Origin of the sequence: Phytobacter sp. MRY16-398 (genome assembly GCF_003925915.1) — a bacterium.
GTDB lineage: Bacteria > Pseudomonadota > Gammaproteobacteria > Enterobacterales > Enterobacteriaceae > Phytobacter > Phytobacter diazotrophicus.
Genome location: NZ_AP018756.1, coordinates 3,142,418 through 3,168,167, shown reverse-complemented (window position 1 = coordinate 3,168,167; position 25,750 = coordinate 3,142,418). Strand labels below are relative to the sequence as shown.

At 51.8% G+C, this 25,750-nt stretch carries 25 protein-coding genes; 11 read left to right on the top strand and 14 right to left on the bottom strand.

Annotated elements, in window-relative coordinates; translation table 11 throughout:
• The first annotated feature begins 52 nt into the window (after window positions 1-52).
• The 4 genes from MRY16398_RS15545 to acnA all read left to right on the top strand — a co-directional run bounded on the left by MRY16398_RS15545 (window position 53) and on the right by acnA (window position 3,479).
• Window positions 53-214, top strand: a complete 162-nt coding sequence (locus MRY16398_RS15545; RefSeq protein ID WP_075203587.1) for a YmiA family putative membrane protein — start codon at window positions 53-55, stop codon at window positions 212-214.
• A 1-nt stretch (window position 215) separates the two neighbouring features.
• Entirely contained in the window at window positions 216-386 is a 171-nt protein-coding gene (locus MRY16398_RS30630) for a hypothetical protein (RefSeq protein ID WP_165158723.1), read from the top strand.
• A gap of 138 nt (window positions 387-524) precedes the next feature.
• Window positions 525-623, top strand: coding sequence for a small membrane protein YmiC (ymiC, locus tag MRY16398_RS30950; protein WP_334312449.1), 99 nt, complete (start codon window positions 525-527; stop codon window positions 621-623).
• A 180-nt stretch (window positions 624-803) separates the two neighbouring features.
• Window positions 804-3,479, top strand: coding sequence for an aconitate hydratase AcnA (gene acnA, locus MRY16398_RS15540; protein ID WP_125124746.1), 2,676 nt, complete (start codon window positions 804-806; stop codon window positions 3,477-3,479).
• 49 nt (window positions 3,480-3,528) lie between these two features.
• Here acnA and ribA read toward each other — a convergent pair whose 3' ends face one another.
• Complete coding sequence (gene ribA / locus MRY16398_RS15535) at window positions 3,529-4,119, bottom strand: GTP cyclohydrolase II (RefSeq protein WP_039076933.1); 591 nt, start codon at window positions 4,117-4,119, stop codon at window positions 3,529-3,531.
• Window positions 4,120-4,306: 187 nt separating this feature from the next.
• On the opposite strand from ribA, the gene pgpB reads away from it, so the two are divergent.
• The 5 genes from pgpB (at window position 4,307) to yciH (ending at window position 7,948) form a co-directional block, all read left to right on the top strand.
• Window positions 4,307-5,071, top strand: a complete 765-nt coding sequence (pgpB, locus tag MRY16398_RS15530; RefSeq protein WP_071194085.1) for a phosphatidylglycerophosphatase B — start codon at window positions 4,307-4,309, stop codon at window positions 5,069-5,071.
• A gap of 141 nt (window positions 5,072-5,212) precedes the next feature.
• Window positions 5,213-5,521 (top strand): LapA family protein, encoded by a 309-nt coding sequence (locus tag MRY16398_RS15525; RefSeq protein WP_039076935.1) that lies wholly within the window; start codon window positions 5,213-5,215, stop codon window positions 5,519-5,521.
• A gap of 6 nt (window positions 5,522-5,527) precedes the next feature.
• The gene (gene lapB / locus MRY16398_RS15520) at window positions 5,528-6,697 is read left to right on the top strand and encodes a lipopolysaccharide assembly protein LapB (protein ID WP_039076936.1); all 1,170 of its coding nucleotides are present in this window, start codon (window positions 5,528-5,530) and stop codon (window positions 6,695-6,697) included.
• Between the two features lie 187 nt (window positions 6,698-6,884).
• Entirely contained in the window at window positions 6,885-7,622 is a 738-nt protein-coding gene (pyrF, locus tag MRY16398_RS15515) for an orotidine-5'-phosphate decarboxylase (protein WP_125124745.1), read from the top strand.
• Entirely contained in the window at window positions 7,622-7,948 is a 327-nt protein-coding gene (gene yciH, locus MRY16398_RS15510; protein WP_110294973.1) for a stress response translation initiation inhibitor YciH, read from the top strand. The genes pyrF and yciH overlap by 1 nt, the downstream gene beginning before the upstream one ends.
• A 112-nt stretch (window positions 7,949-8,060) precedes the next feature.
• Here yciH and osmB read toward each other — a convergent pair whose 3' ends face one another.
• The 3 genes from osmB to yciZ all read right to left on the bottom strand — a co-directional run bounded on the left by osmB (window position 8,061) and on the right by yciZ (window position 9,568).
• A complete protein-coding gene (gene osmB / locus MRY16398_RS15505; protein ID WP_039076988.1) occupies window positions 8,061-8,279 on the bottom strand; it encodes an osmotically-inducible lipoprotein OsmB in 219 nt (72 codons plus the stop codon).
• A gap of 258 nt (window positions 8,280-8,537) precedes the next feature.
• Window positions 8,538-9,296, bottom strand: coding sequence for a DNA-binding transcriptional regulator YciT (yciT, locus tag MRY16398_RS15500; RefSeq protein WP_039076939.1), 759 nt, complete (start codon window positions 9,294-9,296; stop codon window positions 8,538-8,540).
• An 89-nt stretch (window positions 9,297-9,385) separates the two neighbouring features.
• Window positions 9,386-9,568 (bottom strand): protein YciZ/DeoL, encoded by a 183-nt coding sequence (yciZ, locus tag MRY16398_RS15495; RefSeq protein WP_039076940.1) that lies wholly within the window; start codon window positions 9,566-9,568, stop codon window positions 9,386-9,388.
• Between the two features lie 194 nt (window positions 9,569-9,762).
• Between yciZ and MRY16398_RS15490 the strand changes: the two genes are divergently transcribed.
• Entirely contained in the window at window positions 9,763-10,632 is an 870-nt protein-coding gene (locus tag MRY16398_RS15490) for a crotonase/enoyl-CoA hydratase family protein (protein ID WP_071194089.1), read from the top strand.
• On the opposite strand, the gene pdeR is transcribed toward MRY16398_RS15490, so the two are convergent.
• The 4 genes from pdeR to fabI form a co-directional block, all read right to left on the bottom strand.
• On the bottom strand, window positions 10,629-12,620 hold the full coding sequence (gene pdeR, locus MRY16398_RS15485; RefSeq protein ID WP_039076942.1) for a cyclic di-GMP phosphodiesterase: 1,992 nt from the start codon (window positions 12,618-12,620) through the stop codon (window positions 10,629-10,631). The two genes, MRY16398_RS15490 and pdeR, sit on opposite strands and share 4 nt — an antisense overlap.
• A 310-nt stretch (window positions 12,621-12,930) precedes the next feature.
• The gene (locus tag MRY16398_RS15480; protein WP_108701375.1) at window positions 12,931-14,865 is read right to left on the bottom strand and encodes an exoribonuclease II; all 1,935 of its coding nucleotides are present in this window, start codon (window positions 14,863-14,865) and stop codon (window positions 12,931-12,933) included.
• A gap of 139 nt (window positions 14,866-15,004) precedes the next feature.
• Window positions 15,005-16,162: a carboxymuconolactone decarboxylase family protein gene (locus tag MRY16398_RS15475; RefSeq protein ID WP_125124744.1), complete on the bottom strand. Its 1,158-nt coding sequence runs from the start codon at window positions 16,160-16,162 to the stop codon at window positions 15,005-15,007.
• Window positions 16,163-16,404: 242 nt separating this feature from the next.
• Window positions 16,405-17,193 (bottom strand): enoyl-ACP reductase FabI, encoded by a 789-nt coding sequence (gene fabI / locus MRY16398_RS15470; RefSeq protein WP_039076945.1) that lies wholly within the window; start codon window positions 17,191-17,193, stop codon window positions 16,405-16,407.
• A 762-nt stretch (window positions 17,194-17,955) separates the two neighbouring features.
• On the opposite strand from fabI, the gene MRY16398_RS15465 reads away from it, so the two are divergent.
• Window positions 17,956-19,137 (top strand): fimbrial protein, encoded by a 1,182-nt coding sequence (locus tag MRY16398_RS15465; RefSeq protein WP_172600659.1) that lies wholly within the window; start codon window positions 17,956-17,958, stop codon window positions 19,135-19,137.
• Between the two features lie 179 nt (window positions 19,138-19,316).
• On the opposite strand, the gene sapF is transcribed toward MRY16398_RS15465, so the two are convergent.
• The 6 genes from sapF to pspF all read right to left on the bottom strand — a co-directional run bounded on the left by sapF (window position 19,317) and on the right by pspF (window position 25,678).
• Window positions 19,317-20,123 (bottom strand): putrescine export ABC transporter ATP-binding protein SapF, encoded by an 807-nt coding sequence (sapF, locus tag MRY16398_RS15460; RefSeq protein ID WP_039076947.1) that lies wholly within the window; start codon window positions 20,121-20,123, stop codon window positions 19,317-19,319.
• A 1-nt stretch (window position 20,124) separates the two neighbouring features.
• Window positions 20,125-21,117, bottom strand: coding sequence for a putrescine export ABC transporter ATP-binding protein SapD (gene sapD / locus MRY16398_RS15455; RefSeq protein WP_039076948.1), 993 nt, complete (start codon window positions 21,115-21,117; stop codon window positions 20,125-20,127).
• Window positions 21,117-22,007, bottom strand: a complete 891-nt coding sequence (gene sapC, locus MRY16398_RS15450) for a putrescine export ABC transporter permease SapC (RefSeq protein WP_039076949.1) — start codon at window positions 22,005-22,007, stop codon at window positions 21,117-21,119. The genes sapD and sapC overlap by 1 nt, the downstream gene beginning before the upstream one ends.
• Entirely contained in the window at window positions 21,994-22,959 is a 966-nt protein-coding gene (sapB, locus tag MRY16398_RS15445) for a putrescine export ABC transporter permease SapB (protein WP_071194092.1), read from the bottom strand. The genes sapC and sapB overlap by 14 nt, the downstream gene beginning before the upstream one ends.
• A complete protein-coding gene (gene sapA / locus MRY16398_RS15440; RefSeq protein WP_125124742.1) occupies window positions 22,956-24,599 on the bottom strand; it encodes an ABC transporter substrate-binding protein SapA in 1,644 nt (547 codons plus the stop codon). Before sapA ends, sapB begins: the two co-directional genes overlap by 4 nt.
• Before the next feature lie 98 nt (window positions 24,600-24,697).
• Entirely contained in the window at window positions 24,698-25,678 is a 981-nt protein-coding gene (gene pspF / locus MRY16398_RS15435) for a phage shock protein operon transcriptional activator (RefSeq protein ID WP_039076952.1), read from the bottom strand.
• Window positions 25,679-25,750 lie beyond the last annotated feature (72 nt).

Here is a 25,750-nt window from a genome sequence, read left to right as displayed (position 1 = left end):
CTTTAGGATTTATCTCATCCATGATTAATTGTACCGATTGTTGGTGCCTAAAATGATAAGTGATGTCGATTGTACGAGGTTAGCAATGCCATCAGGAAGCGAAGAACCGCAAAGGGACCCGCAGCTCAAGCGTAAAGCGTGGCTGGCGGTATTTCTGGGTTCTGCCGTCTTTTGGGTCGTGGTAGCGTTAATTATCTGGAAATTCTGGGGTTAAAATGGCTGTGACAGGTCGCTCTGAGCCAGTGAAGCAAGTGTGTCATCCGCATGACAAACCGAAAGCAGCGAAACCGCAAGCTTCAACTACTGTTCCGGCGTCCTGGAAATTGACGCCTCAGCAGCAAGCGTTTATTGACATCTTCGCGGAAGACGAAGTGCCAAAACAATAATTGTTATCATTAGAATTAGCGAGGTAATTAACTCATGATTCTGATGTGTACTTGTGTACTGTTAAATAAATACACCACAGCAATAATAAATTGCGTCTCAACGCAGCTTCAATGAATACATTCTTTGGTGTGTATATGATGAATAATCGCCGTTCTGTAAAATACTGGTCATGGATGAGCGCGTTTTCTTTTTCCCTGTTGTTTTGGGGAGAGCTCATCAGGATATGGTTATCCTAATCAATTGAAAAACCTCGCTCAGGCGAGGTTTTTTGCTTTAATCTCCAGCACTTGCCCACCTGACCTCAAGATTTAGCCTTTTGAGTTGTTATAAAAACGTTACGACATGTTTGTGTTATCTTTAATACAGACCCTGATAAGCATCAGGGTTTCGCTATCCCTGTTATTAAGGAGGAGCTTATGTCGTCTACCCTACGCGAAGCCAGTAAGGACACGTTGCAGGCAGAGAATAAAACGTATCACTACTACAGCTTGCCGCTGGCCGCAAAGGAACTTGGGGATATTGCGCGTCTACCCAAGTCGCTAAAAGTATTACTCGAAAATCTCCTGCGCTGGCAGGATGACGATTCTGTCACAGAAGAAGATATCCGTGCCCTTGCGGGATGGCTGAAAACAGCCCATGCCGACCGTGAAATTGCTTACCGTCCCGCCCGCGTTTTGATGCAAGACTTTACCGGCGTCCCGGCGGTGGTCGACCTTGCCGCCATGCGTGAGGCGGTTAAACGCCTCGGTGGCGATACCGCTAAAGTGAATCCGCTTTCCCCCGTTGATCTCGTTATCGACCACTCCGTCACTGTCGATCATTTTGGTGATGACGACGCTTTCGAAGAGAACGTCCGCCTTGAAATGGAACGTAATCACGAGCGCTATGTTTTCCTGCGCTGGGGACAGCAGGCGTTCAGCCGTTTTAGCGTCGTGCCGCCGGGAACCGGAATTTGCCACCAGGTCAATCTGGAATATCTGGGCAAAGCGGTATGGAGCGAATTACAGGACAAAGAGTGGGTGGCGTATCCGGACACCCTGGTGGGAACCGACTCGCATACCACGATGATCAACGGTCTCGGCGTGCTGGGGTGGGGTGTCGGTGGGATTGAAGCGGAAGCGGCTATGCTGGGCCAACCCGTCTCCATGCTGATTCCTGATGTGGTCGGATTCAAACTGAGCGGTAAATTACGCGAAGGGATCACCGCCACAGACCTCGTTTTGACCGTAACCCAGATGCTGCGCAAGCATGGTGTAGTGGGCAAATTCGTTGAGTTTTACGGTGATGGCCTGGACTCGCTTCCTCTGGCTGACCGGGCGACTATCGCCAATATGGCGCCGGAGTATGGCGCGACCTGCGGCTTTTTCCCGATTGATGGCGTAACGCTTGAGTACATGCGTCTTAGCGGACGTAGCGAAGAGCAGGTTAGCCTCGTTGAGGCTTATGCCAAAGCGCAGGGGATGTGGCGTAACCCAGGCGACGAGCCCATCTTTACCAGCACGCTTGAGCTGAACATGGATGATGTTGAAGCCAGCCTGGCCGGGCCGAAACGTCCCCAGGACCGTGTGGCTTTGGGAGATGTGCCTAAAGCTTTTGCTGCCAGTACTGAACTGGAACTCAATACCGCCCAGAAGGATCGTAAGCCAGTAGAGTACGTGTTCAAAGGTGAAAAACATGAGCTTCCTGATGGCGCGGTAGTGATCTCTGCGATTACCTCTTGTACTAACACGTCGAATCCAAGTGTCCTGATGGCTGCGGGGTTGCTGGCAAAAAATGCGGTCAAGGCCGGGTTAAAACGTCAGCCATGGGTGAAAGCCTCACTGGCGCCGGGCTCGAAAGTGGTTTCTGATTACCTCGCTCAGGCGAAACTAACGCCGTATCTCGATGAGTTGGGATTCAACCTCGTCGGGTACGGCTGTACTACCTGTATCGGTAACTCGGGGCCGCTGCCAGAACCTATCGAGCAGGCCATCAAGCAGGGGGATCTCACGGTTGGCGCGGTGCTCTCGGGCAACCGCAACTTCGAAGGGCGCATCCATCCTCTGGTGAAAACCAACTGGCTGGCATCACCGCCGCTGGTGGTCGCTTATGCGCTGGCGGGTAATATGAACATCAATCTGACCACGGATCCGCTGGGTCACGATCGTAAAGGCGATCCGGTCTATCTGAAAGATATCTGGCCATCCAGCCAGGATATCGCCCGCGCTGTCGAGCAAGTCTCCACCGATATGTTCCGTAAAGAATACGCAGAAGTTTTCGAAGGGACAGCGGAATGGAAGGCGATTCAGGTGGAAAGCTCGGACACCTACGACTGGCAGGGTGATTCAACTTATATTCGACTGTCTCCGTTCTTTGAGGATATGGAAGCGAGTCCGAAACCGGTTGAGGATATTCACGGTGCGCGCATCCTGGCGATGCTCGGCGACTCCGTCACCACCGACCATATCTCACCGGCGGGTAGCATCAAAGCCGATAGCCCCGCAGGTCGTTATCTACAAAGCCACGGCGTCGAGCGGCGGGATTTCAACTCGTATGGCTCGCGTCGCGGTAACCATGAAGTCATGATGCGCGGCACATTTGCTAATATTCGCATTCGTAACGAAATGGTCCCCGGCGTGGAAGGGGGAATGACCCGTTATTTACCGGGTGAAGAAGTGGTTGCTATCTATGATGCCGCGATGCGCTACCAGCAGCAGGGGACGCCGCTTGCGGTCATTGCCGGTAAAGAGTACGGTTCCGGCTCCAGCCGTGACTGGGCGGCGAAAGGACCGCGCCTGTTGGGCGTGCGGGTGGTGATTGCGGAGTCTTTCGAACGTATCCACCGCTCAAACCTGATTGGGATGGGCATCTTACCGCTGGAGTTCCCGCAGGGCGCAACGCGTAAAACGCTGGGGCTGACCGGGGAAGAGAAACTGGATATCGCCGGGCTGAATCAGCTTACACCCGGTGCGACCATTCCGGTGACATTAACCCGCCCTGACGGTACGCAGGAGGTGGTGAATTGTCGCTGCCGTATCGATACGTCCACAGAGCTGACCTACTACCAGAATGACGGCATTCTGCATTATGTGATCCGCAATATGCTGCATTAAACGTCCGCTATGCCGGGTGGCTGCGTGACAGTTACCCGGCATATTCAGGTTATTCGCTTAGCAGATGACCCATCTTCGCGGCTTTGGTATCGAGATAGTGCGCATTTTTCGGGTTACGCCCGACAATCAGCGGCACGCGTTCAACGATATTGATTCCGGCCTCGGTGAGGATCTCGACTTTGAGTGGGTTATTGGTCAACAGACGTACTTCATCCACACCCAGCAGTTTGAACATATCGGCGCACAGGGTGAAGTCGCGTTCGTCGGCGGCAAATCCTAACTGATGGTTTGCTTCCACGGTGTCGTAACCCTGATCCTGCAGCGCATAGGCGCGAATCTTGTTGAGCAGGCCAATATTACGACCTTCCTGGCGGTGGTACAGCAACACGCCCCGGCCTTCCTCGGCAATGTGCGTTAATGCCGCTTCGAGCTGGAAACCGCAATCGCAGCGCAAGCTGAACAGCGCGTCGCCCGTCAGGCATTCCGAATGGACTCGTGCCAGAACCGGTAACTGCCCGGAAATATCCCCAAAGACAAGTGCAACATGATCCTGCCCGGTTGCCAGTTCTTCAAAACCCACCATCAGGAAATCGCCCCATGGGGTTGGCAGTTTGGCTTCTGCCACGCGTTTAAGCTGCATGTGATTCTCCAGATTTATGCTGGCCGTCAGACGATTGGCCTTTTGTATAACGTCATTTTGCCACAATGCGCTTTACATCACTAACCACCTCCTGACGCATTGCTGTTAAAACGCACAAATCTGGCACTTTTCCCGAAAATGTTATTTATCAGTTATGATTGTGAAGTTACAGATCAAAGGAGAAGAGATGTTTTCTATTGCAAAGCGCACGACAGTCGGTGCGGGAATACTGTTAATTATGCCGGTTGTTGTATGGATATCAGGCTGGCGCTGGCAGCCTGGAGAAAGCAGTGGATGGCTGCGCGCAATGTACTGGATGACGGAGACCGTGACCCAACCCTGGGGCATTATCACCCATGTGATTCTCTGCGGCTGGTTTTTGTGGTGCCTGCGTTTTCGATTAAAAGCGGCACTCATGCTGTTTGCTATCCTGGGCTGTGCGATCCTTGCGGGCCAGGGGGTGAAATCCTGGGTGAAAGAACGGGTACAGGAACCCAGGCCATTTGTGGTCTGGCTTGAAAAAACACATAATATTCAATCCGATGAGTTTTACAGCCTGAAACGTAAAGCGCGAAGCCAACTCGTGGAAACACAGTTAATCAACCAGGCGGCTATTCCTGAGTTTTTACGCAAACACTGGCAAAACGAAACGGGGTTTGCCTTCCCCTCAGGCCATACCATGTTTGCTGCAAGTTGGGCGCTCCTTGGTGTCGGTTTGCTTTGGCCTCGTCGTCGTACCTGGACCCTTGTCGTGTTACTGCTGTGGGCTACAAGTGTCATGGGAAGCCGATTACTGCTGGGCATGCACTGGCCTCGCGATCTGGTTGTCGCGACACTCATCTCCTGGATGCTGGTGACAATCGCCACCTGGCTTGCGCAACGCCTGTGTGGACCGTTGACGCCACCCGTCGAAGAGAAGCAGGAAATCGCCGAAAGGGAGCAGGAAAGTTGAAATTCTGCATTTAGACCCTAAATCAGTATGAGGTGTCACGCATTTCCGTTTCCCGCCAGACGCTAAAATGGTAGTTTATAAGGCTGGATGCAGTCAGTTGAACATAACTTATTCGCTCATAACCACATAACGGGAAGTAATGTGAAATATTTACTCATTTTCTTATTGGTGCTGGCGATTTTTGTCGTTTCGGTCACGCTTGGTGCACAAAACGATCAGCAGGTGACCTTCAATTATCTGCTCGCCCAGGGCGAATATCGCATCTCGACATTACTGGCCGTTCTTTTTGCTGCTGGTTTTGTCATTGGTTGGCTGATTTGTGGTCTGTTCTGGCTGCGCGTACGTGTTTCTCTGGCGCGTGCGGAGCGGAAAATTAAACGACTTGAGCATCAACTCGCGCCTGCTACCACGGCTGCTGTGAATCCCGGTACGCCGGTAGTAAAGGAATAATCGTATATGTTGGAGTTGTTGTTTCTGCTGTTACCTGTTGCGGCTGCATACGGCTGGTACATGGGGCGCAGAAATGCTCAACAAACTAAGCAGGACGAAGCAAACCGGCTATCGCGTGATTACGTAGCCGGTATGAACCTGCTTCTGAGCAACCAACAAGATAAGGCGGTGGACCTGTTCCTCGACATGCTCAAAGAGGATACCGGCACTGTCGAAGCCCATCTTACCCTCGGAAACCTGTTCCGCTCGCGCGGCGAAGTCGATCGCGCTATCCGCATTCACCAGACCCTGATGGAAAGCGCGTCGCTCTCTTATGACCAGCGATTGCTTGCCGTTCAGCAACTGGGCCGTGACTACATGGCCGCAGGGATGTATGACCGTGCGGAAGATATGTTCAATCAACTTGTTGATGAGACAGATTTTCGTATCAGCGCGCTCCAGCAGCTCTTGCAAATTTATCAGGCGACCAGCGACTGGCAGAAAGCCATTGATGTTGCGGAGCGGCTGGTTAAGCTTGGTAAAGATAAGCAGCGAGGCGAAATTGCCCATTTTTACTGTGAACTGGCGTTACAGCAAATGGGGAATGACGATATGGACAAGGCGATGGCCTTGCTGAAAAAAGGAGCGGCCGCCGACCGCGATAGCCCGCGCGTGTCGATCATGATGGGACGCGTGTTTATGGCAAAAGGGGAATACGCCAAAGCGGTAGAGAGCCTTCTGCGTGTCATCGACCAGGATAAAGAACTGGTCAGCGAAACGCTGGAAATGCTGCAGGTGTGTTATCAGCATCTGGGCAAACAGGACGAGTGGGCCGCGTTCCTCCAGCGCTGTGTCGAAGAGAACACCGGCGCAACAGCGGAATTGATGCTGGCGGAAATTATGGAAAACCGCGAAGGGCAGGATCCTGCGCAGATGTACGTCACGCGTCAATTGCAGCGCCACCCAACGATGCGTGTTTTCCATAAATTGATGGATTACCATCTGAACGAAGCGGAAGAAGGGCGCGCAAAAGAGAGTCTGATGGTACTGCGCGACATGGTAGGCGAACAAATTCGCAGCAAACCGCGCTATCGCTGCCATAAATGTGGTTTTACCGCCTTTACGATGTACTGGCATTGCCCGTCCTGCCGTGCCTGGTCGACCGTTAAGCCTATTCGCGGTCTCGACGGGCAGTAGTATTAAAAAAAAGCGTACTTTAGTTACAACATACTAATGGTTTTTTTCACCCGTCAGGTTTAGCACCGCAGTCTCATCGCCTGGCAGTGGGTGAATGGAGCCTGTCAATTCCGCTGTAGCACAGGTAGAATGCTCGCCGTTTATTATTCGCGCCTGAGCGGGTGCCCTCATCAAAGAAGGTCTCATCATGACGTCTACTGCTTCATCTATTTCCCGCGCGTTAACGTCTTCTCCGGTCGTGGTCGCGCTTGACTACGATAACCGTGATAAGGCTCTGGCCTTTGTTGACCGCATCGATCCCCGTGACTGCAGGCTGAAAGTCGGCAAAGAGATGTTCACGCTGTTTGGCCCGCAACTGGTTCGCGACCTGCAACAACGCGGTTTTGACGTGTTTCTGGACTTAAAATTTCATGACATTCCAAACACGGCAGCGCACGCGGTAAAAGCAGCGGCAGATTTAGGTGTGTGGATGGTGAACGTACATGCTTCTGGCGGTGCACGAATGATGACCGCCGCCAAAGAGGCGCTTCTCCCTTTCGGTAACGATGCGCCACTTCTTATTGCAGTAACGGTACTCACCAGTATGGAAGCCAGCGATCTGCAAGGATTAGGTATTACCGCTACCCCTGCTGAATACGCAGAACGTCTGGCGGGCCTGACGCAGCAATGCGGTCTGGACGGTGTCGTCTGCTCAGCGCAAGAAGCGGTGCGCTTTAAAGCGGCTTTTGGTCAACAATTCAAACTGGTGACGCCGGGTATTCGTCCGCAGGGCAGTGAGGTGGGCGATCAGCGTCGCATTATGACCCCGGAGCAGGCGCTGGCAGCCGGTGTAGATTATATGGTGATTGGTCGCCCGGTCACGCAGTCTGCTGATTCTACTCAGACTCTGCGCGATATTAACGCATCTCTTGGCCTGGAGGCGTAATGAGCGATAACAATAGTCGTCTGGTCTATTCCACCGAAACCGGGCGAATTAATGAAGAAAAAGCGCCCGTTGAGCGCCCGAAAGGCGATGGCGTTGTGCGTATACAGCGTCAGACCAGTGGCCGTAAAGGGAAGGGGGTATGCCTGATCACCGGTGTTGAAGGTGATGACGCCGCGCTTGCAACCTTAGCCGCTGAGCTCAAAAAGAAATGTGGCTGCGGCGGCTCAGTAAAAGATGGCGTTATTGAAATTCAGGGCGATAAACGTGATTTGCTTAAATCGTTACTGGAAGCGAAAGGGATGAAAGTTAAACTGGCAGGCGGGTAAGATTTCTGCCTAAGAGAAAGGCCGCGATTTTCATCGCGGCCTTTTTAATACTGCTTATTCAGACCTGAAAGAAAGTATCTTTATTCTGTTTTAAGTGCCGTGATGAAGCGAATTATTTACCAACCTGGTGACCGATAATACCACCAACCGCCGCGCCACCCAGTGTACCCAGCGTGCTACCATCGGTTAAGACAGCACCACCTAAAGCACCCGCGCCGGCACCGATTGCGGTATTACGATCGCGTTTAGACCAGTGACCGCAAGCACTCAGAGACATTGCCAGGGTTACAGCCAGCAGAGCGGCTGCCATTTTTTTGCTTGTTAACATCATCATACTTTCTCCTGAATAGTTGATTCACGGAAAGTGTTCTCTTTAAGTATAGTGCCTTTAGCCTGTACTAAAGACTTTCCGTAAAACCTTATGGCGCAGGTGTTACTAAATTCACGCGTGTGATAGTTACGTCCTGTTATATCGCTGAATATAATTTTACGTCTGAACATTTTTACCGGCAGGGTAAATAGTCTTAATTGGCGGGTCAGAATAGTCTCAGATATGAAGGAGATAGCCCGACTGAGCGGGCTGTTTCTATTAAAGCGAAGCGGCTGTGTTGACGATATCGACCAGAAGACCAGATTCCTGCAACTGGCGCTGAGCATCTGCGGGGATACCCGCATCGGTGATTACACGATTAAAGCAGTTGCCCACGCCCAACGTGTATGGATGCACCGCGCCAAATTTTGAGCTGTCGGTCAGGACAATGGCTTCGTTGCCTTTTTCCAGCACCGCGTTAACCACGTCAGAGCGCATCATATCTCTGCCGGTAAAACCGGTATCAGGCAACCAGCCATCAATACCAATAAATGCCTTGCTGAAATGCACTTGCTGAACGTATTGCCGGGTAAGGGGGCCGACGACGCTTTCACTCTTCTTCTGATAGATACCGCCCAGCAGAATAACGTCACACAGGGCATCTTTAAGGAGATGTGCGATATAGCTGCTAACGGTAATGATAGTGATGCCACGTTGCTCACCAAGACGACGGGCCAGCAGCGCGTTGCAGCTACCGTTTTCGATAAATACCGTTTCGCCGTCACTTACCAGCGATGCGGCGTAGTCAGCAAGCTCACGTTTTACGGTGTAGTTATTCATCATGCGCGTTTCGACGTCGTCGCTATCCAGCGGAACGGCAAAACCGTGCGTACGACGCAGGTAACTCTGTTTTTCAAGGGTATTGAGGTCCTGTCGGATGGTCACTTCGGAAACCCCTGTCATTTTTGACAGATCCGAAACGCTCATTCGCCCTTTATCGATTACCGTCTGCAGTATTAATTGTTGTCGGGAATTCATGTCCACTACTTTCAGAGTCGTTACGTCTATTAATAAAAAGCTATAACGGCGCCACCTTCCTGTGGTCCGCTAACGCGAGAGGGTATCAGTCAGACTTCCCAGGGTGTTTTAGGGGTGCCTGCAGGTGCGGATTTATCCGCGTTATCAAGGTGCTGTAATTCAGCCTTCAGAATTTCCAGGTTACGAATGGCGGATTGGTAATCGCCCGCAACCAGAATGTCCAGCACGGTATCGAGCCGTCCGGTCAGTTGCTTTACATCAATGTCGGCCATGTCTTCACCTTTATGTTTGAAAATTAACAAAATGAATGATGCAGAAAACAGTGTAAAAAGAGAAGGGGAAAAGCGAAATCTCAAAATATTATAAGTACTAATTATATATTCATTAAGTTACATACAGCTAAGGTTGCTGCTGGATTAGTCTTGCTCTGCGCACACTGCGCTTTTATTTCCGGAGGAGTAAGTCTATGACAGTTATCAACCAGGCTACGTGTAAACTTTTTACGGATAATGAACGTTTTACGCAACTTTCGGGCTACTACGAAGAAGAACGCCGCACTGTATGGATGATGTTGCGCGCTCAGCCTCGGCCCTGTTTTAACCATGTATTAATCGAAGAGATCATGAACATCTCCTGGCTTGTCCGGCAAGCGGGATTTGCCGTCGATTTTTGGGTAACGGGCTCGCTGGTACCCGGCATGTACAACGTGGGGGGCGATCTGAACTTCTTTGTTGAGTGCATTCAAAATGGCCGCCGGGAAGCACTGCGTGCCTATGCCCGTGCTTGCGTCGATTGCGTACATGCGGCGTCTCGAGGGTTCGATACTGGCGCGATTTCGCTGGCCATGGTCGAAGGCAGTGCATTAGGCGGCGGCTTTGAAGCGGCGCTGGCGCACCATTTTGTCCTGGCGCAACGCGATGCTCGCCTCGGATTTCCGGAAATTGCCTTTAACTTGTTCCCGGGCATGGGCGGTTATTCGCTGGTGGCCCGTCGCTCAGGGATGAAACTGGCGGAGGAATTGATCTACAAAGGCGAGTCTCATACTGCGGAGTGGTATGCGCAACAGGGTCTGGTGGATGAGCTTTTTGAGCCCGGACAAAGCTATCTGGCTGTACGTACGTTTATTGATACGCTGCAACCCCGGCTCAATGGTATCCGCGCGATGTTGCGCGCGCGTCAACGCGTAATGCAGCTTCCTCGCAGTGAGCTCATGGACATTACCGAAGACTGGGTTGATGCCGCCTTCTGCCTGCAACCGAAAGACGTGGCCTATATGGAACGTCTGGTGCAGTTGCAGAACCGGCATTCATCCACCAGTTTAAGTAAAGCAAGCTAGCCCTTTTTCCGCGCCTGATAGCGCTTATACCATCGCTCGAATACGGCAGCGGGCATGGGTTTAGCAAATAAAAATCCCTGCCGTTCGTTGACGCCGTTCTTGGTAAGGAAGGCGTCTTCTTTCGCATTTTCAACCCCTTCGGCTATCACCTGTAAATTCAGCGCCTGTGCGACCGCAACAATCGCCCGCACCAGCGACTGCGAAACAGACTGCTTATGGATATCCTTAACGAAGGATTGATCGAGTTTTATCGCATCTATAGGAAAACGCGCCAGTTGTGAAAGGGAAGAGTAACCGGTACCAAAGTCGTCGAGATGTACCTGAGAGCCCAAATCACTGAACTGCTGAATCACTGACAGCGCAAGATCCGCATTTTCAATCAGACAACTTTCTGTCAGTTCAACGTCTATCGGGCAATATTCAAAATTCAGATCATGCAAAGCCTGTTTTAAATCGCTGAATATCGACTGGTCTGCTAACTGCCGTGCTGAGACGTTTACCGCCACACGCAAATTGATGCCCTTATCACGCCACTTCGCGACCTGACGCACGACATCGAGCATAACCCAGCGCCCCAGGGGCACAATCAGCCCTGATTCTTCTGCATAGGCAATAAAATCCTGCGGCGGAATTAACCCACGTTCCGGCGACTGCCAGCGCACCAGGGCTTCCAGGCTGCGCACTTCACCACGCCAGGTGACTTTGGGCTGATAGTGAATCACCAGTTGGTCATTATCGAGTGCTTTACGCAGGTTAGTATCAAGCCATAAATACTCGAAAACCCGCTGATTCATCTCGGGAGTGAAAACACAGAATTTCCCACGTCCGTTTTCTTTTGCGATATACATCGCGGTATCGGCGTTACGAATAATGCTTTCGCGATCGTTACCATGCTGTGGGGCAAGGGAAATCCCCAACGAACAACCGGTGTAAATCTCGATTAGGCCAATCCGGAAGGGCTGGCGCAGACGGGTGATAATACGCGAAGCCATCGCCTCCAGCGCGCTTTGCGACGAATCTGTCGCCAGGACAATAAACTCATCACCTCCCAGGCGCGCCAGAGTCTGGCCTTCGTCCAGACAGCTTAAAATCGCCAGGGCCACGGCCTGTAAAAGTTGGTCGCCGAACATATGGCCATAGGCATCGTTTACTTTTTTGAAATTATCCAGGTCCAGGTAAACGATACCAATTTGCGTGTCGCCACGATTATCAATCGCGTTGCTGATTAACTCATGAATAGCATTACGATTGGGCAACCCGGTAATGGTGTCGGTATTCGCTAAAACCCGTAAACGCTCTTGTGCCCGACGTTCTTCGGTAATATCGGTGCCAGAACAAATAAGGAAGATTTCGTTTTTTCCGCTGCCGCTGTGTACGAATTTATTGCGAAATAAGAACAGACGTTGCCCCTTTCGCGTTTTAATCCAGCGTTCGACTTCGTAAGAAGCGCCGTTACGGAAAAATTCAGAGATATTGCGTTTAGAGGCTTCGGCTTCGTTATGGCTCATAAAGAGTTTAAAAACGTTTTGCCCTATAACCTCTTGCTCTTTTAAACCCGTATATTCTTCACAAAGTCGATTAAAGCGCTGGATATTGCCATGGCGATCGAGGATGACGATTACGGAATTGGCTTCGGAAACAACCTGTTCAGCAAAGGAGAGCCCTTGAACCAGATCCCGTGCCACAGATGACGTGTCATTCCACGCCGACGCGGTTCCGGCCCACTCGGTTTTATTGATTTTGCGGCCAACTAAATGAACGGGAACATTATCGCCAAATAAAGATATATGCATAGTCAGGCTGGAAGTAATAACGGTCATTTGTCGTAGCTGTGTTGCCTGCTCATCATTAAGTGTCACCACCTGACTTGACTCAGAGTCTTCATCAGGAGCGAAATGTAATGCGTTGCTGTCAGCGGTCAATCGCCAGAATGGGCTGCTGGAACCCAGGTAACGAAACAGTAGATTCTGTTCCTGATCGTCTCTCATGCTGTCTCCCAACCCACCAAAAAGCGCAACGGTTACTCATCTAATGACGGATTAACCCCCTTTTATTAAGGGGTAATCAGGGATGAAGGTATTGTTTTTATTTACAATCTTATAATAAAACGAGTTCCGTACAAAAGAACAGCGGATGCGAAAAAATGGATAGAACGCCGTAAAAATGTGCAAAGTTATTTTATTGTGGTCGCTTTTAATGCTTTTTGTGAGGATTTGAAAAAAAATGAGGGTGGTATCGCTTTCAAAAAGAAATTTTTGCTCCCTCTGAATGAAAGAGGGAGCAAAACAACGTGGTTTATCAGGCGGCTGGGCGCGCGATAATACTACGGGTTTCCATACGAACTTCCGCAATGGTGACATCAATAACGTCAGTCACTTTATAAACGGTTTCGCCCTTAATTTGCACGGTCCCGGTTTCCTGGCTGCATACTAATTCATCGCGTACTGCATGCAGGAACGGTGCCGGGATAAACGCAATGGCGCCGTTATCCACCAGACGAACACGCATGCCGCCACGGCTGATATCGATAATCTCGGCACTAAATCGGGTTTCGGTACCGGCTTTATTCTGCAAGAAACGGGCATACAGCCAGTCACCAACATCGCGTTCCGCCATGCGATTAAGACGACGACGCTCAGCCATCTGCACGGTAGCTTCGGCCTGTGGGCGTTCTGCGGTTTCACCTTTGATTACCGCTTTCAGCAGGCGATGGTTGATCATATCGCCATACTTACGAATAGGGGATGTCCAGGTGGCGTAAGCTTCGAGACCCAGACCAAAATGTGGACCTGGATCGATGCTGATTTCCGCAAAGGACTGGAAGCGGCGAATGCGACTGTCGAGGAAACCGGACGGCTGTGCGTCCAGCTCGCGACGCAGCTTACAGAAGCCATCCAGCGTCAGCACTTCTTCCGCATCCACGTGCATTCCGTGGCCTTTCAGTAGCGTGGCAAGCTGTTCACTGTTCGCCGGGTCAAAGCCCAAATGCACGTTATAAATGCCAAAGCCGAGCTTGTCTCGCAGTACGCGAGCCGCGCAGATATTGGCGGCAATCATTGACTCTTCCACAATACGGTTTGCGATTCGACGCGGCTCGGCAACGATATCCAGTACTTCGCCTTTTTCGCCAAGAATGAAGCGATAGTCTGGGCGGTCTTTAAACACCAGCGCATGGGTCTGGCGCCACTGAGAACGAGCCTGACATACGCGCTGCAGCAGACGAATTTGAGTAGCGATAGCCTCGTTTTGTGGCTGCCAGCTACCGCTGTTTTCCAGCCAGTCAGAGACCTCGTCATAAACCAGTTTGGCTTTTGACGTAATCGTCGCGGCGAAGAATTCGATATTGTCTTCGATAGCGCCTTGCGCATCCAGCGTCATGCGGCAGGCCAGTACCGGGCGAACTTCATTAGCGCGCAGTGAACACAAGTCATCAGACAGTTCACGCGGCAGCATCGGAATGTTGAAGCCTGGCAGGTAGTTGGTAAAAGCACGCACTTTGGCGATGTTGTCCAGCTTGCTGCCTTCTGCGATCCACGCGGTTGGGTCGGCAATCGCAACGGTCAGTTGCAGTTTGCCTTCGGCGGTCTCTTCAACATACAGCGCATCATCCATATCTTCGGTGCTGGCGCTGTCGATGGTAACAAAATCCAGCGAGGTCAGATCGATACGCTCAAGGCCTTCATCCAACATGGCGGTCGCAACACCATTTGGTGCTTCTTTTTCAAGATTATGACGTGCCAGGGTGACCCACCATGGCACAAAATGGTCGTCACCGAAGGTGATGAATTGCGTCAGCTCAGCATAAAAGCTGCGATCGCCTTTGAGCGGATGACGGCGCATTTCAGCAACCGCCCAGTCACCATCTTTGAAATCGTGCGTCACGCCACGTTCAGCGCGGCAGGGGATAACATCTTTAATTAACGGATGGTCAGGAACGATAGAAAGACGGTCATCTTTCTTCTGCACCCGGCCAACAAAACGGCTCAGGAACGGCTCAACCAGCTCTTCAGGTTCAGCGGATTCGCGTTCCTTTTCTGTGTGGATCACAGCGATAATTCGATCGCCGTGCATCACTTTTTTCATCTGCGGCGGCGGAATAAAGTAGCTTTTTTGCGCATCGACTTCGAGGAAACCAAAGCCTTTTTCCGTGGCTTTAACGACACCTTCCGCACGGGGTGTTTGGGAATGAAGTTGCTGTTTTAGCTGCGCGAGCAGCGGGTTGTCCTGAAACATAATTTTGTATTTTCGTGGCTGAAAGAGCGGCTGACAGTTTTACGCGAATCTGCCTGTTGCAGCAAGCGCTGTTTCAGCAAAATGCCCGTCCCTGACTTAGCAGAAAGCCACATGCCGGGTAAGGGCGCTTGTAGCAGAATCAGGCGATGTCACCGAGGGCAATTTTCAGACGGTTTAACCAGCCGCATAACGCGCACCAGATAAGCAATCCAATGGCTGATGCTTCGTTAATGCCATTCTCTTTCAACTGAGCAAAATGCGCCGGGCTAAAACGGTCGGGCGCGCAGGTCAACATCTGAACAGCTTGCACAATGGCACCTTCTTTCTCGCGAGTTTGTCCGAGGCATTTCAGTACCCGATCACCACTCCGCACCGCTTCGGCAAGGTCATCATCACCGTGCCAGCGTTGCCAGGCTTCGCTAAAGCAATTTACGCTACCATTTATACGTGCAGTGTAGAGAGTGACCAGTTGTGTAATGTTGTCGTCCACCAGCGCCGGGAGCGCGCCGCTATAAATTTCACCCATCGCATCCAGTGAGGGGTACTCATGCGCCAGTACGGGCGCGAGAAGCTGAAAAGCAGGCAACGGTTGCCAGTTGGCAAGTGACTCCATCTGACGTGCGCTGGCGGTGCGTAAATCCACCGGCGCAATGCCTGGTGTCCACTGTGCTTGCGTTGCATCAAACAAGGCATGTTCGGCCTCTTGCTGCATTTCCATGCCGGGGATCCAGCGCACAGGCTGTCCCTGTAGCGCCTGAAAAGTGGCGATGGCGCGCGCCTGAAAACCAATAAAACCGATAACCTGGCCCATCAAAATAATGTCGTATTCTGTTAATCCCACGTCATCAAGCTGCTGGCGGGCACGGGCGTCAATAACGCCAGGTGACAGCGCGAGCTGGCGGGCATATTGCGTAATTTGCGCCAGACGTCGATTGCTCTCCCGCGAAGAGTCCGGGCCGGGAAGGGGGGCCAGACGTGCGGCATAGTGATTACACAGGCGCTGCACGCCATATACCTGAGCGACAGTCAGTGCAGTACTCAGACGGTCGTAGGCGCTGAATGTATGCAGGCGATTGACCGTTACGCGCTGGGGAAACAGGAATTTGTACAGTGTTCGTGCTGGCGTCAGCCAACTGTTGCACGCCTGAATTAATGCATCGGGCAGGGTGAGGTTTAACAGAAACGGGTCGTCAACAGTGGCTGCTTCGGGAACTAAGGGTAGCGCCTGAGCCTGACGGGCGCTCGACTGGGTTTCATGATACCAGTGGCTTTTGCCGGAAACACGGCGTTGTTCCATGGTCGTTCCTTGGTCTAAAAGTGGCGATCCGGACTCGTCGTTATGCTGGTACGCGGATCTTTTTCGCTGTTTTATCCTGGCGTAAGCGGTGGAAGGGATGAAAGAATGTTACGTGATAATAAATATCAGAAAGATATATATAACGTTAAAGCGCACAGGCTGCAGGATGTGGGGGACAAGCGGGAATACAAAGGGGAAAAGGGGTAATGAAATGCGCCCCCTGTGGCAGGGGGCGAGGGCGATTATTTCAGTTCCAGCTCGTTCATTGCAGCGATGTTGAAACCGCCATCAACGTGAACAACTTCACCGGAAATACCTGCGGACAGGTCAGAACACAGGAACGCAGCGGTGTTACCGACATCTTCAATGGTAACGGTGCGGCGAATCGGGGTAACTGCTTCGCAGTGGGAGAGCATTTTACGGAAATCTTTGATACCAGATGCCGCGAGGGTGCGGATCGGGCCAGCAGAGATACCGTTAACACGAACACCTTCCGGGCCCATCGCGTTCGCCATGTAACGAACGTTCGCTTCCAGAGAGGCTTTTGCCAGACCCATAACGTTGTAGTTAGGAATAGCACGTTCTGCGCCCAGGTAGGACAGAGTCAGCAGTGCGGAGCCTGGGTTCAGCATTTCGCGGCAGGACTTAGCCAGTGCCACAAAGCTGTAGGAGCTGATGTCATGTGCGATTTTGAAGCCATCGCGGGTTACGGCATTTACGTAGTCACCGTCCAACTGGTCGCCCGGCGCAAAACCGATGGAGTGAACGAAACCGTCAAATTTCGGCCATACTTTAACCAGTTCACTGAACAGGGCTTCGATGCTGGCATCTTCCGCAACGTCACACGGCAGTACGATGCTGGAACCCAGTTGAGCGGCAAACTCTTCCACACGGCCTTTCAGTTTGTCGTTCTGATAAGTGAACGCCAGTTCAGCGCCTTCGCGGTGCATAGCTTGCGCGATACCGTAGGCGATGGAAAGTTTGCTGGCAACACCCGTTACCAGAATGCGCTTACCGGTAAGAAAACCCATAGCTTTAATCCTTATAGTCATTGCTTTTATTTACTTTAACAATCAACAGCTTATGATTGCCATTTCAACATAAATCAAAACGAAATCGAATTATCCCAGCAGCCGCCGTCGGTGTCACGTTTTTTCCGTGATGGCAGGACACGCCCAAGGATATGTATAAGACTGACTCATTAACAGTTCGATACCGCAAAAGTATATCATCACTCTGTCATTTCGGGTCATCCAACCAGCGGGAAAAAATGGAAATATAAGCGGAGCGATATGAATGAGACATCTGGGTGATATCTGTCCATGTTCTTTTAAAGGGCAATGATATTTTATTGGGATATGAAACGTTTTAATTTATCAAGCATACTTTTTCACGAGACGCTTTTGTGAAGAATATGTCGTTATGTTACTGGTTTCTTCTCATTCACCTCTAATTTGTAGCATTGTGACACTGAACTGGCTGTGAAGTAAGTCAAAGCTGATTTTGCTCAGCTTTTCTGATGACGTTTAACCTTCAGCAACAATGGAAAAAATACACTCTTTACATAAACCGGGTTTTAATGCTTATCATATTCAAAGATTAATATGTTTGATAATTTTCGCTTAATGCATTCTTTATGTGAATCACATGACCTTGTTCTATGTAAAAAACTAATTAAAAAGATCTGTTTTTTTGTTTGGGTGTCATCATTCTGGATGGATCTAATATCTATCCATGATGAACTATTGTATATTCACCTCAATGGATGGTACCTGAAAAGCAAGGAGTTCACTATGAGAAAATTTATAACAGTAATAAATGTGATGCTGATGTTAACTGGGAAGACAGTTTATGCGGAAAATATTGATATTACCGTAGATGGTACAGTGATAAGGCCTTACAGTGTCAATCTCACAAATAAAGTCACGTTGGGGAGTGGGTTGTCGAATTGCGCAATGATCGGCAGTGCTAATACGATTGATATGCGAGGGGTGTGGGCAAATAAAACCGATGGAAATCCAAATGTGAGTTATTATATATCTATAAGTAAGGCAGACAGTTCAGCTGTCGAAGTTTGTTCGGGACAATATGCGAATTATCGCATTTACAAAACGTCGGTTGACGGTATTGGTATCTCCTATAATGATGCTGATTCACGCTCAGTATCTAAAGGATATCCAATAACACCAATAGCGATGACTAAATATGAAGTAAATGTAAACTCGACTAGCGTCCATGTATGGGTGGACGTACGTCTGTGGCGTTATTCGGCGGCAGCAGATTCACTACCATTCGGTTTATTAAATATTCAGGGGCCAGCTATCGCACAGGGGGTTGGAGCTAGCTCGGCTGGCGATGTGATAGATCGTTGTAGTTCTCTTTCAACAGGAACCAACCCCAGATTATGTCTAACGGACATCATTAAATATCCGCAAATTACAACATCCGTCTATTCCGGTACCTGTGAATTTGTCAATGCGTCAAAAACCGTACAAATGGGCAAGCGTAATATCCCGGCGAATGCGGCCGAGGGATATGGCACCGCATGGGTGGATGCCAGTTTTCAGTTACGTTGCCCGGATGCCTGGGGCTATTATTCAAACCCTTCCAGCCCTACGACTATAACAAGAAACAGTGCCGTGATGGTCACCGTTAAGCCGCGTGATGGTGTGGTTAATGCCTCCAAAGGCATTTTCAAACTCGACGGCTCCGGGGCGCAGGGCGTAGGCATTCAGCTTGCCTGGGGAGATTACGGCAGCCAGGGTGAGACACCAGCGAAACCGGTACAGCTCAATACGCCGACTAATGCGAGCGGCATAAGCAGTAATTTTGCCGCCGGACCTTACGCCAAAGGCAGTAATGCCGTGTCGGGGGACGGTACGATAAAAATGGCCGCCCGGTATATTCGCACAACGGGTACAGTACAACCAGGACCGGCGAATGGCCTGGTAGAAATCCTGGCCAATTATCAATGATGTATGGCAGAAGAAAAATCGGTCCGCCGGAACGGGCCGATAACGCTGCACAACCCCTTTCAGACTAATAAAGATGGTCAGACATATTTACCTGATAAAATCCGGGCAAATAACCAATAGCGTCAAATGAAAATCATCATGGTGCTATTTGCCGGGCGCGAAGAGCGCCCTACGCAGTATCAGCGATCCTGCCGCCAGGCATCGGCGGTCAGCGCCTCGCCAAAATGTCCGGCAATCAAGCGCTTAGTCAGATCGTGAAGCGGCGAAGCCAGCACGCTCGCGGTACTCCCGCGTTCAACCACTTCACCCTGATGCATCACCAGAACCTGATCGCTGATATGTTTCATCATACCGATATGCTGGGTCACATAAATATACGAAATACCCTGTTTTTCCTGTAATTCCAGCATCAGATTAATCAGTTGCGAGCGCATTGACATATCCAGCGACGCCAGCGCTTCGTCGGCAATAATCACCTTCGGGCGCAATATTAAGGCGCGAGCCAGCCCCAGACGCTGTTTTTGCCCCGGCGCGAACATGTAAGGATAGTAACTGGCGTGATCGGGCAGCAGGCCAACCATGCGCAACGTTTCATAGATGCGTTTTTGCCGCGCCTCCGGCTCCAGGTCTGTGTTCAGACGTAGCGGGAAATCGAGGATCTGCGAGATGCGCTGACGCGGGTTTAGCGAGGTCGACGGGTCCTGGAAAATCATGCGGATACGTTGACTACGAAATGAATAGTCGCCGTAATGCAGAGGATGATCGTCAATCAATAACTCACCGGTGGACGGTTCCACCATGCCTGCCAGCATCTTTGCCAGGGTCGATTTGCCAGAGCCATTCTCGCCGATAATGGCCAGCGTTTGCTTCTCACGCAGGGTAAAACTGAGCGATTTAACCGCTTCCACGGTTTGTGGACGAAACCACCCGGTACGATAGCGGAACGTCTTACTTAGATTGCGCACTTCGAGCAGCGTTTCAACCATCTCACTCTCTCTCCATATTCAACGGGAAATGACAGGCATACAGATGGTTTTTCGCACCACTCAGACGCGGTCTTTCTACACATTTACGCTGGGCATAAGGACAGCGCGGCCCAAGGCGACAGCCGATCGGCAGATGTTCGAGCAACGGAATGGCACCCGGCATGGTGTTCAGGCGGCTTTTATGCGGCATGGCACTGCCAAAATCAGGAATGGCGCGAATCAACGCCTGGGTATAGGGATGATGCGGTGTCGTCACCAGTTCTTCGCTTGGTGCGGTCTCCACGGTTTGCCCACAGTACATGACATTAATGCGGTCGGCCCATTTACTCAGCATCTGCAAGTCATGACTGATCAACAAAATGGTGGTGTTGTTGTTCTGGTTTAGTCGAGTTAACAGACGGAAGATTTGCGCCTGCGTTGTCGGCTCCATGGCGTTTGTCGGTTCATCGGCAATCAGCAGGCGTGGTTGGTTGGCCAGTGCAATAGCGATCATCACTTTCTGGCATTCCCCTTCGGTCAGCTCATAGGGGAAACTGCGCATCGCGTCTTTATGATCTTTAATGCCCACACGGTGCAGCAGCTCGATAGCGCGCTGTTTGCGCCAGCCAAAACGACGGAAGAAGCCGCCTTTCCACGTCCAGCCGGGGATATTTTGCATCAACTGTTTGCCAATTCGTTCAGACGGGTCGAGACACGACTGCGGCTCCTGAAAAATCATGGAGACGTTATGGCCAAGCAGCTTGCGGCGCTCGCGCGCGGAAAGCCGCATCAGATCGATATCATCAAAACGCATACGGTCGGCGGTCACCCGCCAGTTCTCTTTCGTCACCCCGCAAATGGCTTTGGCGATAAGGCTCTTACCGGAGCCGGATTCACCCACCAGACCGCGGATTTCCCCTTCGGCCAGCGTCAGACTGACCCGGTCAACGGCCTTAACCCAATCGTCACCGGTCTTCACTTCAATGGTCAGATTGCGAATATCCAGCAGTGGCATTATTCCACCCCCGCATTAATCGCGCGGCGAATACCATCGCCCAGCAGATTGACTAACAAGACGCTCAACATAATTGCAGCACCCGGTAGCATTACTGTCCAGGGGGCAACATAAATGAGTTCCAGTGCATCACCGAGCATGGCGCCCCATTCCGGGGAAGGGAGCTGTGCGCCTAAATCGAGGAAGCCCAGCGCCGCGATATCCAGAATGGCCATCGATAGCGAACGGGTAATTTCGGTGACCAGCCCGGCGGTCATGTTTGGCAGCACGGCAAACCACAGAATATTCAGCGTGGATGCGCCATCAAGACGTGCGGCAATAACGTACTCCTTTTCCAGTTCATCATGCACCAGGCTGTAAACAGACCTCACCATGCGCGGCAGAAGCGCCAGCCAGACGGCAAACATGGCATGAGAAAGGTGCGGCCCGGCGAAGGCCACCACAATGATGGCCAACAGCAGCGACGGAATAGAGAGCAGGGTGTCGAGAATATGGTTGAGTACCGCTGAGCGCAGACCATGGGTCGCCCCGGCGAAGACGCCCAACACCAGCCCAACGAGCGTGGCGGCGAGCGTCACCACAAACGCGCCCCCGACAGTGGGGGCCGCGCCGCTCAGTAAACGGCTTAACACATCGCGCCCCAGGTCATCGGTGCCGAGAAAGAAAGAGACCTCGCCATAGCGTGACCAGGACGGCGGCAACAATTGGTAGCCCAAAAATTGCTGATCAATGCCGTAGGGCGCAAACCAACCACCGAACACGCATAACACCGCCAGCGCCGCACAGCCGTACAGGCCGATCATTGCCGGCGTGTCGCCATAGAATTTTCGCCACGCGGTGAGCAGGGTGCTGGGCGGGCGCTTTTCGCTATAGACGCTATCGTAAGGCATACCATTCCTTATGTTTCAACGGGTTCGCCAGTGCGCCCAGAATGTCAGAAAGCACGTTCACGATGATAACCAGTGAGCCTATCACCATTACCCCGGCAGAAATTGCCGCATAATCTTGCTGGCGGATTGCGTTGATGACCCAGCGCCCCAGGCCTGGCCAACTGAACACCATTTCGGTAATCATCGCCAGCGTCAGCATGGTCGAAAACTGCAATCCCAGGCGTGGGATGACCGGCGGCAGGGCATTATGCAGAACGTGGCGGCGCAAAATAGTCAGGCGGGACATACCACGCGTGGCGGCGGCCTTAATATAATTTTTGTCGAAAACGTCGATGGTGCTGATACGCATTAAACGAATGACTTCGGTGGTTGGAGCAACCGCGAGTGTCAGAACCGGCAACACCATATGACGGATGGCGCTGATAATCATCTCGTCACGCCACGGCGAATCAGAAAGCCATGCATCGAGGATAGCGAACCCGGTAACAGACTTCACTTCGTAGAGCAGATCGAAGCGGCCAGAAACCGGCAGCCAGCCCAGAGTCAGCGAGAAGAACAGTGTTAAGAGCAGCGCCAGCCAGAATACAGGAATGGAGAAGCCGAGTAGGGCGATGGCGCTTATCAATTTATCCTGCCATTTATTGCGCATAATGCCTGCCATCATGCCTATGGGAATACCCACCAACAAGGCAAAGCCAAAGGCGAGGATGCACAGTTCCATGGTTGCCGGGAAAACCTCTTTCAGTTGTTCAGAAATCAACTGACCATTGATGCTCGACACGCCAAAATCCCAGTGCAGTAGCCCGTTAAACCAAAAAACCCAGGCGTTCCACAGCGAGGCGCCCTGCAATGGCGCATGGGGGGTGAAATAGCTCAAACTAAAGCCGATAAAAGTCAGCAGAAAGAGCGTCACCAGCAGGAGCAACAGGCGGCGTAAGGTAAAAATGATCATGGTTTTTTCACCTCTTCTTCTTTTTCCCGCGTCACCCCGGCAAACGAGGCGCTGCCAAACGGGCTCAGCACCAGCCCTTTAATATCGTAGCGATAGGCCTGCAGACGAAGCGATGAGGCGAGCGGCAGTACCGGCAGTTCCTGCGCCAGAATATTTTGCGCCTCATCGTAGGCATCAATGCGCGAGGCAAGCTGCTGCGACGCCAGCGCTTTTTGCAGGACGCTGTCAAATTCGCGGTTACACCAGTGGGCGAAATTGGTTTGGGAATCGATAGCCGCGCAGCTCAATAACGGACGAAAGAAACTGTCCGGATCATTACTGTCGGTTGCCCAGCCAGAGAGGGTGAGGTCATGGTTCATGTCCATCAGACGCGCCTCCTGGAAACGGCCTTCAACGGGAACAATCACCACCTTCACGCCAACCTGCGCCATATCGGCCTGAATCAGTTCTGCTGTTTTAAGCGGACTGGGGTTCCAGGCCTGCGAGGTGGTCGGCACCCATAAATGCAGCGTCAGGTTTTCCAGCCCCAACTCTTTAAGACGCTTTCGCGCTTTCTCCGGATCGTATTCGGTAACCCTGGCTTCACCGTCATAAGCCCAGGACGCGCGTGGTAAAATCGATGCCGCCGTTTCAGCCGTGCCGTAATAGATGGACTGCATCAGGCGCTGGTTGTTAATCGATAAGGCCAGCGCATGGCGAACTTCCGGGTTATTGAGCGGCGCTTTGTCAGTATTAAACGCCAGATAGGCGATATTCATGCCCGGACGCAGGGTCAGGCGCAGGCGCGGATCGTCACGCAAAATGGTTAACTGGCTCGCGGCAGGCCAGGCCAGCACATCGCACTCACCGGTCAATAATTTCGAGAGTCGGCCAGTACCACCGGAACCCAGATCCACCACCACTTGTGGCATCAGCGGTGTGCCACGCCAAAAATGGGCGTGACGTTGTAACCTGACATACTGCCCGGCGCGGTACTCTGCTAACTGGAACGGTCCGGTGCCGACGGGCTGGCGATCAAGAAGTTCCTGACGGTCGGATTTTGCCAGCATTGCTGCATACTCCGCAGACATCACCGAGGCGTAGTGGGTCGCCAGATGCCATAAGAAGGAGGCGTCTGGCTGGCGCAGACGAAACTCGACGGTGTGGTTATCGAGCTTACGCACGCTTTGCACAGAATCAGCGAATTGCAGACTGTCGAAATATGGGAAGTTGGTGCCGTTAACGTTATGCCAGGGGTTGTCGCGATCAAAAATGCGCTGAAAGGTAAAAACGACATCGTCTGCGTTGAAATTACGTTTGGGCTTGAACCACTGCGTCGTCTGGAAAGCAACGCCATCACGCAGGTGGAAGCGGTAGGTCGCACCGTTATCCATCACTTCCCAGCTTTCCGCCAGTTCGGGCACCAGGCGGTAGGTATAGGGGTCAACGTCCAGCAGGCGGTCATAAAGTTGCGCTGCCAGCGTATCGACAATCAGGCCGCTGCCCGCTTTCTGTGGATTAAACGTGCTCACTTGCCCGTTGACGCAATAAACGAAGCCACTGTCGCGAATATCGGCAGTCGCCGCCTGCGGTGAAGCAGAGTGCGCAATACCGGCCCACAGGCTCGCGGTGATTAGCAGGAAAGGGGAAAGCAGACGCATGTTTTATTCAACGATTTTAGGTTCATGTGCAAAGTGTATCGCACTTGCCATAGCTTCGTACAAATGTCTGATAACGACTGCTGTTATTGTCAGCGATTTCAGCTTATCTGGTGCTTTTTCAGCAGCGCCCGCAACTGGTGATAGGTCAACCCCAACAGCTCCGCCGCCCGTTTCTGATTAAATTTTGCCTGCTGCAAGCTGTTTACCAGTAACTCGCGTTCCTGCTGATGCTGGAACTGGCGGAGGTCGACAGGCAGCGTCGGTAAACCGCCCGACTCAGGCAAAACCGCTTCAACGATTGGCGTCTCGTTGTTAAAGGGGTCAATGATGATCTCATCAAGTGGCGTTTCGCTTGTCCCGTGCCGGTAAACCGAGCGTTCAACGACGTTTTTAAGCTCGCGAATATTCCCCGGCCAGTTATAACGCATCAACGTTTCGCGCGCGCGCTCTGTAAATCCGGCAAACAGCGGCAATTTAAGTTCGCGGCACATTTGGATAGCAAAGTGATCGGCCATCAGCATGATATCGCTCTGGCGCTGGCGTAACGGGGGAAGTTGCACCACATCAAAGGCCAGACGGTCCAGTAAGTCGGCGCGGAAAGTGCCTTTATAAACCATCTCCGGCAGGTTGGCGTTGGTGGCGCACACCAGGCGTACATTCACCTGCAGAGGCTGGCTGCCGCCGACGCGCTCCAGCTCACCGTATTCAATCACGCGCAGCAGTTTTTCCTGAACCAGCATCGGGGCGGTGGCCAGCTCATCAAGAAACAGGGTGCCGCCGTCGGCGCGCTCAAATCGACCTGGATGACGTTTTTGCGCACCGGTGAAGGCGCCCGCTTCATGACCAAACAGCTCGGTATCAAGCAGATTTTCATTGAGGGCAGCGCAATTGAGGGAGATAAACGGCCCTTGCCAGCGGCTCGACAGATAGTGCAGACGGTTGGCGATTAACTCTTTCCCTGTGCCGCGTTCACCGATGATAAGTACTGGTTTATCGAGCGGCGCCAGACGCGAAACCTGTTCCAGCACCTCAATAAAGCTGTTGGACTCGCCCAGCAGATTGTCTCTTTGTTCAGCCATGATGAATTTCGCCACTTGTTAGCGTTATTCACCACTCTAAACTAAAAATGCACAACGGTAAAATAGAGTGTT